The organism is Bradyrhizobium sp. P2_E8, from assembly GCF_056403875.1.
This window is the reverse complement of record NZ_JBFUES010000377.1, coordinates 1-6697: the sequence shown is the minus strand read 5'-3', so window position 1 is coordinate 6697 and position 6697 is coordinate 1. Positions and strand designations below refer to the sequence as shown.

The window sequence follows — 6697 nt, the reverse complement described above, 5'->3', positions numbered from 1 at the left end:
GCCCTCAGAACGGGCTGACCGGCGCGAGCCGGCGGCCGTCGATCATGCGCTTGTGGCTGTAGGCCGCCGGATCGACCAGCGGCGTCGAGCCGGTCACGATGTCGGCGGCGAGCTTGCCGGCCGCGGGGCCGATGCCAAAACCGTGGCCGGAGAAGCCGGTGGCGAGGAAGAAGCCCGGCAGCGCATCGACCGGCGAGATCACCGGTATCGTATCGGGCGTGCAGTCGATCGTGCCGCCCCAGGCTTCCGCGATCTCGATGTCCTTCAATTCGGGGTTGGACTTGATCAGTGACGCCAGCGCCGCACTGACCAGCGACATGTCGGGCGCGGGATCGCGCACGCGCTCGGTCTCGAACGGCGACGGCTTGTCGAAGCTCCAGCTGGTGCCGCGCATGAGCTGGTCGAAGAACGACTTGCCGAACGACATCTTCAGTCCGTTGCGGCGATGCAGATAGGTCGGCCAGAAGGTGCGCGCGTAGCGGAACAGATCAGGCGATAGCTCGACCGTGCCGCGATTGCGCAGCGCCAGCGTGAACCCGCCGTCGAGGCGGCGGCGGATGCAGAAGAAGTCGGTGCCGAGCGCACCCGACGTGATCTCCGGCGCCGGCGTGGTCCGGCAGGCGGTGGCGTTGACGAGACCGATCGGCAGCTCGATGCCGTGACGGCGGCAGAACAGCGACGACCAGGCGCCGCCCGACAGCAGCACGGATTGCGTGCGGATGGTGCCCTTCTCGGTGACGACGGCGCTGACCCGCCCGCCGGTCGTCTCCAGCCCGCGCGCGGCGCAGCCCTGATGGATGGTGACGCCGTGCTTTCGCGCGGCGGTCGCGAGCGCAGGCACCGCCATCGACGGCTCGGCGCGTCCGTCGCTCGGCGTGTGCAGGCCGCCGACCCATTTGTCGGCATTGCCGGGCAGGCGCTCGGCGACCTCGGCCGGCGTCAGGACGGTGGAGTGAACCTGCTGCTCGCGCGCGATCGCGGCCCAGCGCTCCCAGCCGGCGAGCTCGTCCTTGCTCTTGGTCAGGAACAGCACGCCGGTGCGGCGGAAGCCGGCATCGACGCCGGCGTCGTTCTGCATGTCCTCCCACAGCCGCAGCGCCTCGCGCGCCAGTGGAATCTCCTCACGCGCGCGGCCCTGCTGGCGGCACCAGCCCCAATTGCGGCTCGACTGCTCGCCGCCGACATGCCCTTTCTCGACGAGCGCGACGGAAAGCCCCTTCTTCGCCAGATGATAGGCCGCGGACACACCGATCACGCCGCCGCCGATGACGACGACATCCACCTGCGCCGGCAGGCGTTCGTCGCTATTTATACGGTTGAGCGGCGGGGACATGGGGCACTCCTGGTATTCAGTTCGATCGAAGCTCGTCGGCTCGTCATGGGATGTTCATCCTGGGATCGAGCGCATCGCGCAGGCCGTCGCCGAGGAAGTTGAAGCTCGTCACCGCGAGCGTGATGGCAAGGCCCGGTGCGATGGCGAGCCACGGCGCGCTGGTGAGATAGATCTGCGCATTGTTGAGCATGTTGCCCCAGCTCGCGGCCGGCGGCTGGATGCCGTAGCCGAGATAGCTGACATAGGATTCGAGCAGGATCGCCTTGGCGACGTTCAGCGTCGCCGCGACCACGATCGGCGCGATCGCGTTGGGCACGAGCTCGCGGAACATGATCCGCAGGTTCGACGAGCCGAAGGCCAGCGCCGCCACCGCGAATTCGCGCTCGCGCAGCGAACGCACCTGGGCCTCGACGACACGAGCGACGGCCATCCAGGCGGTTGCCGCAATCAGCACGGTGGTGGTGACGAGGCCGGGCTCGGTCAGGGCCGCGAGCGCGAGCAGCAGGAAGRTGGTCGGAAAGCACAGCACGGCGTCGACGAGCCGCATCAGGACCGCACCGACCACGCCGCCATAGAAGCCGGCGAAGGCGCCGACGGCGATGCCGACCGCCATCGCGATCACCATCGCGACGATGCCGATCGAGAGCGACACCCGTCCGCCCATCATCAGCCGCGCCAGCACGTCGCGGCCGAGTTCGTCCGTGCCGAGGATGTGCGCGCCCGAGAGCGGCAGCGCGAACCGCTTCATGATGTCGATATAGGTGTCGTCGAACGGCAGCAGGTAAGGGCCCAACGCCGAACCGAGGACGAGGATGAGGATGATCACGGCGCCTGCGAGCGCGAGCCGGTGCCGGCGAAAGCGCCGCCAGGCGGCCTGGCCGGGCGCGAGCTGGTCGGTGGAGAGAACCGCACTCGTCATCGCCTAACCCACCCGGATGCGCGGATCGACGACGGCATAGAAGATGTCGGCGAGCAGCGAGCCGATCAGCACCATGGTCGCCGAGAACATCAGGATGCCCATCACCACGGGATAGTCGCGATAGCCGATGGAATCGAGGAACAGACGCCCCATGCCGGGCCAGGTGAACACCGTCTCGGCGACCAGCGCGCCGCCGAGCAGCGTCGGAAACTGGAGGCCGGCCACCGTGATCATCGGCAGCAGCGCATTGCGAAGCGCGTGCACGGTGAGGATCCGCCATTCCGGCATGCCCTTGGCGCGCGCGGTGCGGATGTAATCCTGGTGGATGACCTCGAGCATCGAAGAGCGCATGAAGCGGCCCCACATCGCGGTCTCGACCAGCGCCAGCACCAGGGCCGGCGCGATCAGGTGATGCAGCAGGTCGAGGAAGGAGCCGTCGCCGACGGTCTCGCGGTTGCCGGCCGGCAGCCAGCCGAGCTTCACCGAGAAGATGTAGATGGTGACGAGGCCGAACCAGAAGGTCGGGATCGACAGCGCGATCATGGCGCCGACGGTGGCCAGCGTATCGAACAGCGAATAGCGGCGCAGCGCGCCGAGCACGCCGATCCAGCAGCCGAGCAGGACCGCGATGATGGTCGCCGTCGCCATCAGCTCCAGGGTGGCGCCGAGATGCGACGAGATCACGGACAGCACCGCCTCGCTGTCGCGATAGGAGCGGCCCCAATCGCCCTTGAGCATGCGGCCGAACCAGTCGAGATACTGGATCGGCAATGGCCGATCGAGGCCGAGCTGCTTGGTGACGCGGTCGAGATCCTCCTGCGTCATCTGCGCGGAGGCGGCGAACTGCGAGAGCGGACCGCCCGGCGCCAGATGCAGGATGGCGAAGCCGATCGCCGAGACGATCACAAGCAGCATGATCGCCTGCGCCAGGCGATTGGCGACGTAACGGGCCATCTCAGGCGATCCAGCGAGCCGGAGACATCAGGCCCAATACCATTCGCGCATGTTCCAGCTGTTGATCGACATGTTGATGTTGGGACGGAAGCCTTGCAGCCCCTCCTTCACGCCCTCGGCGATGAAGCTCTGGAACAGCGGCAGGATAGCGAGGTCGTTGCGGATGAGCTTTTGCAGCTCGCCATAGGTCGCCTTGCGCTGCGCCAGGTCGAATTGCTTGGCGCCTTGGGAAAGCAGCCGGTCGGCCTCCGCGTTCTGGTATTGATAAGTGTTGTAGCCGCGGCCGCCCTTGGCGGGAATGGCACCGGAGCCGAAGCGCGGCGTCACGTCGGGGTCGCTGCCCAGCATGAAGTTCACGCCGACGATCACCGAATTGAACTTCGATTGCTGCCAGAAGTCGCCCCAGATCACGGCCGCCGGCATGTTGTTGACGCGCATCGTCGCGCCAATGGCCCGCCAGTCCTGGATCAGGAGCTGCTGGCACTGCTCGCGCACGGCACTGCCCGCTGTCGTCGAGTTGGTGAATTCGAGCTTGACGCCGCCCTTCTCGCGAATGCCGCTGGAGCCGCGGACCCAGCCCGCAGCATCGAGCAGCGCATTGGCCTTGGCGGGATCGTATTTGTGCTGCGGCAGCCCTTGCTGGAACGACCAGGCCTGCTTCGGCACGAAGCTCTCGGTCTGCGTCGGCAGGCCGTAATAGAGCGCGTCGATGATCGCCTGCTTGTTGATGCCGAGATAGAGCGCCTCGCGCACGGCGCGGTCGGCAAAGGGACCGAATTCCAGGTTGGGCGCGATATGCTCCACCGAGGAGGTCGAGGAGACGAAGATCTTGCGGCCCTTCAGCGTCTTCGCCTCCTGCACGAAGTTCGGCAGGATGCCCGCGAGGCCCGTATAGTCGACCTGGCCGGTGCGGAACTGCGTGTAGAGCACGGTGAGGTCGGGAATGTATTTGAACACCACGCGTTCGACGTACGGCCCCTTGCCGTGGTAGCCGGTGTTGGCGTTCAGCAGGATGTGGTCGCCGGGCACGCGCTCGCCCCAGCGGAACGGGCCGGTGCCGACCGGCGCATTGTGGAATGGCGAAGCGTTCGGATCGGACACCTTCTCCAGGATGTGCTTGGGCACGATGAAGGTGAACGACCCCAGGATCGACATATAGGGCGAATAGGGCGCTTCCATCCGCCAATGGATCTCGTCGGGCGCCACGACGGTGATGTCCTTGACGAGGCTATGGCCGACCCGGCTGCGCGCGCGGAAACCGGGATTGTTGATCAGCTCGATGGAGAATTTGACGTCCTCCGCCGTGAACGGCGTGCCGTCGTGCCACTTCACGTCGCTGCGCAGCTTGATCTTCCAGGTCAACCCGTCGGTCGACAGGCCGCCATTCTCGAGGGTCGGGACTTCGCGGGCGAGGTCGGGAACGAAATTCCCGTCGGGATCGATGTACCAGAGCGGCGAAAACACCTGCCAGCAGATGCCCTGATCGACCTCGATGTTTGGCATCAGCGGATGGAAGACGGTCGGCTCCTGCGACAGCGCCGCAATCACCTGCCCGCGGGGCTTGTCCGGCGGATTGGTCGGGCGCTCGGTCTGCGCGAAGGCGCTGCCTGCAAGGCTCCATCCCGCGGCGGCGCCGGCCCCGAGCTGGAAGAATTGACGGCGATTCGGAATGCCGAGATGCACTGCCCCAACGCCGAACTTGCCGGTGTCGCTTGCCATGACCACTCTCCGTTGTCGCACGCGGCACCGTCTCCCGCGTCCCCAGACCCCGGCAAAGGGACAGGAGTGGGCTTTAGTGCTTCTAAATTTTTCAATCAAAAGTTCATCATGACTAAATACAGCTGTCAATGACATTGCTAGGATGCGCGACCTTTTCACTCCGATTGAAGTCTCGGACCGATGCGGTCCAAGGCTGAGAAGATGCATGGGAGAGCGACATGGATGGTCGCGGCGATACCAACGGCCCGAAGGACGCTCCAACGATCGAGGCCGACGATGCGGTCGACCAGCGTCTCGGCGAAACCGTCCGACTGCTGCGTCAGCGCGCCGGCCTCTCGATCCAGGACGTCGCCAACAAGACCGGCCTCTCCAACGGCATGATCAGCCAGCTCGAACGCGCGCGCGCCATGCCGTCGATCCGCACGCTGCGCCTGCTCAGCATCGCGCTCGAGGTCCCGATCTCCTATTTCTTCGAGACCACCGATTCCGCCGACGTGCAGCGCTACATCGTGCGCAAGAACAGCCGTCGCCTGCTGCGCCTCACCGCCAGCGGCGTCGTCAAGGAAGCCCTCACCCCCGATGGCAAGGGCCAGCTCGAACTCTACGAGCTCACGCTCAATCCCGGCGCCTCGTCCGGCACCGACTTCCTGCAGCACACCGGCGAGAAGGCCGGCTACATCCTGTCCGGCAGCCTGCGCCTGTGGCTCGACAACCAGGCCCATGTGCTCGAGGCCGGCGACAGTTTTCGTTTCCCGAGCATCGTGCCGCACATGTTCGACAACCCGACCCAGCAGGTGGCGCGCGCGATCTGGGTGACGACGCTGCGCCAGACAGATTCGCCGGCTGGTTGAAGCCCGAGGCAGGCCGGGCCTCGTCTCCGGGACGGACGGCCGCCCCGCGCCACCGGAAATTGCCCCTCGACGGAAACGCACGGAATCTGTAGCTCACATGAAGCTGGCCCCTCGACAGGGCGGGGCCGGCACGGTCCGCGGCTGGCGTCTTGGGTGTGAGACCATGAAACTCAGGGGGGTTGTGACATTTGCGATGGCCGCCCAGGTCGTCGTGACCGCCGCACTCCTTCTCGCCTCCTATGCCGTGACCGGCACCGCCGGCCCGCGCGGGTTCGGCATGGCCCAGCTCATCGCCCTGATGGCGAGCGGTGTCGTTGCGGTGCTGCTCGCGCGTCTCTGCACGCGCGCGATCGCGACGTCGCAGGCCGAGCGGGCTTCCGCGCAACTGGCCGATCGGGCGAAGGCCGTCGCCGAGAGCGCACAGATGACGCAAGCCATCATCAAGACCGCGCTCGACGCCTTCATTCAGACCGACGAACGCGGCATCGTCGTGGAATGGAGCTTTCAGGCCGAAGCCCTGACCGGATGGTCGCGGCAGGAGGCCATCGGCGCCGACGTCGTCGACCTCCTCGTCGCCGAGCCGCTCCGCGCCGGCTTCAGGCAGCGCATGATGCGGCTGTTGCCGGAACTGTCGGATACGCCGATCGGCATCCGCATCGAAGTGAGCCTGCTGCACAGGAACGGCGATGCGATCCTGGTCGAGGCGTCGAGCACGGCACTCCGGCTCGGCGGGCGCACCATCATCAACAATTTCGTCAAGGACATCACCCAGAAGCGCGCCGCCGAGGAGCAGCTGATCCAGGCCCAGAAGATGGAGGCGGTCGGGCAACTCACCGGCGGCATCGCGCACGAATTCAACAACATGCTCACCGTGATCACCGGCACGATCGAGATCCTTGCCGACGCCGTGAAGGACAATCC

The 6697-nt window shown here is 66.3% G+C and carries 6 protein-coding genes; 2 read left to right on the top strand and 4 right to left on the bottom strand.

Annotated features, from left to right (window positions below):
* Positions 1 to 4: 4 nt before the first annotated feature.
* The 4 genes from AC1D00_RS20885 to AC1D00_RS20870 are packed head-to-tail and all read right to left on the bottom strand — an operon-like array spanning position 5 to position 4925.
* The gene (locus AC1D00_RS20885) at positions 5 to 1333 is read right to left on the bottom strand and encodes an NAD(P)/FAD-dependent oxidoreductase (RefSeq protein WP_135175618.1); all 1329 of its coding nucleotides are present in this window, start codon (positions 1331 to 1333) and stop codon (positions 5 to 7) included.
* Between the two features lie 43 nt (positions 1334 to 1376).
* Positions 1377 to 2252, bottom strand: coding sequence for an ABC transporter permease (locus AC1D00_RS20880; protein WP_477011970.1), 876 nt, complete (start codon positions 2250 to 2252; stop codon positions 1377 to 1379).
* A gap of 3 nt (positions 2253 to 2255) precedes the next feature.
* Complete coding sequence (locus tag AC1D00_RS20875; RefSeq protein ID WP_404553559.1) at positions 2256 to 3206, bottom strand: ABC transporter permease; 951 nt, start codon at positions 3204 to 3206, stop codon at positions 2256 to 2258.
* A 27-nt stretch (positions 3207 to 3233) separates the two neighbouring features.
* Positions 3234 to 4925 (bottom strand): peptide ABC transporter substrate-binding protein, encoded by a 1692-nt coding sequence (locus AC1D00_RS20870; protein WP_477011969.1) that lies wholly within the window; start codon positions 4923 to 4925, stop codon positions 3234 to 3236.
* Positions 4926 to 5143: 218 nt separating this feature from the next.
* Between AC1D00_RS20870 and AC1D00_RS20865 the strand changes: the two genes are divergently transcribed.
* Positions 5144 to 5776 carry a cupin domain-containing protein gene (locus AC1D00_RS20865; RefSeq protein ID WP_135175621.1) on the top strand — a complete coding sequence of 211 codons (633 nt, stop codon included), beginning with the start codon at positions 5144 to 5146 and terminating at the stop codon, positions 5774 to 5776.
* A gap of 163 nt (positions 5777 to 5939) precedes the next feature.
* Positions 5940 to 6697: PAS domain S-box protein (locus AC1D00_RS20860; RefSeq protein WP_477011968.1), on the top strand; the 758-nt coding region annotated here is incomplete at its 3' end.

Excerpts from the sequence above, each read along its gene's own strand:
- AC1D00_RS20870 (WP_477011969.1), bottom strand. The coding sequence starts at position 4,925 with ATGGCAAGCGACACCGGCAAGTTCGGCGTTGGGGCAGTGCATCTCGGC.
- AC1D00_RS20875 (WP_404553559.1), bottom strand. The coding sequence starts at position 3,206 with ATGGCCCGTTACGTCGCCAATCGCCTGGCGCAGGCGATCATGCTGCTT.
- AC1D00_RS20865 (WP_135175621.1), top strand. The coding sequence starts at position 5,144 with ATGGATGGTCGCGGCGATACCAACGGCCCGAAGGACGCTCCAACGATC.
- AC1D00_RS20885 (WP_135175618.1), bottom strand. The coding sequence starts at position 1,333 with ATGTCCCCGCCGCTCAACCGTATAAATAGCGACGAACGCCTGCCGGCG.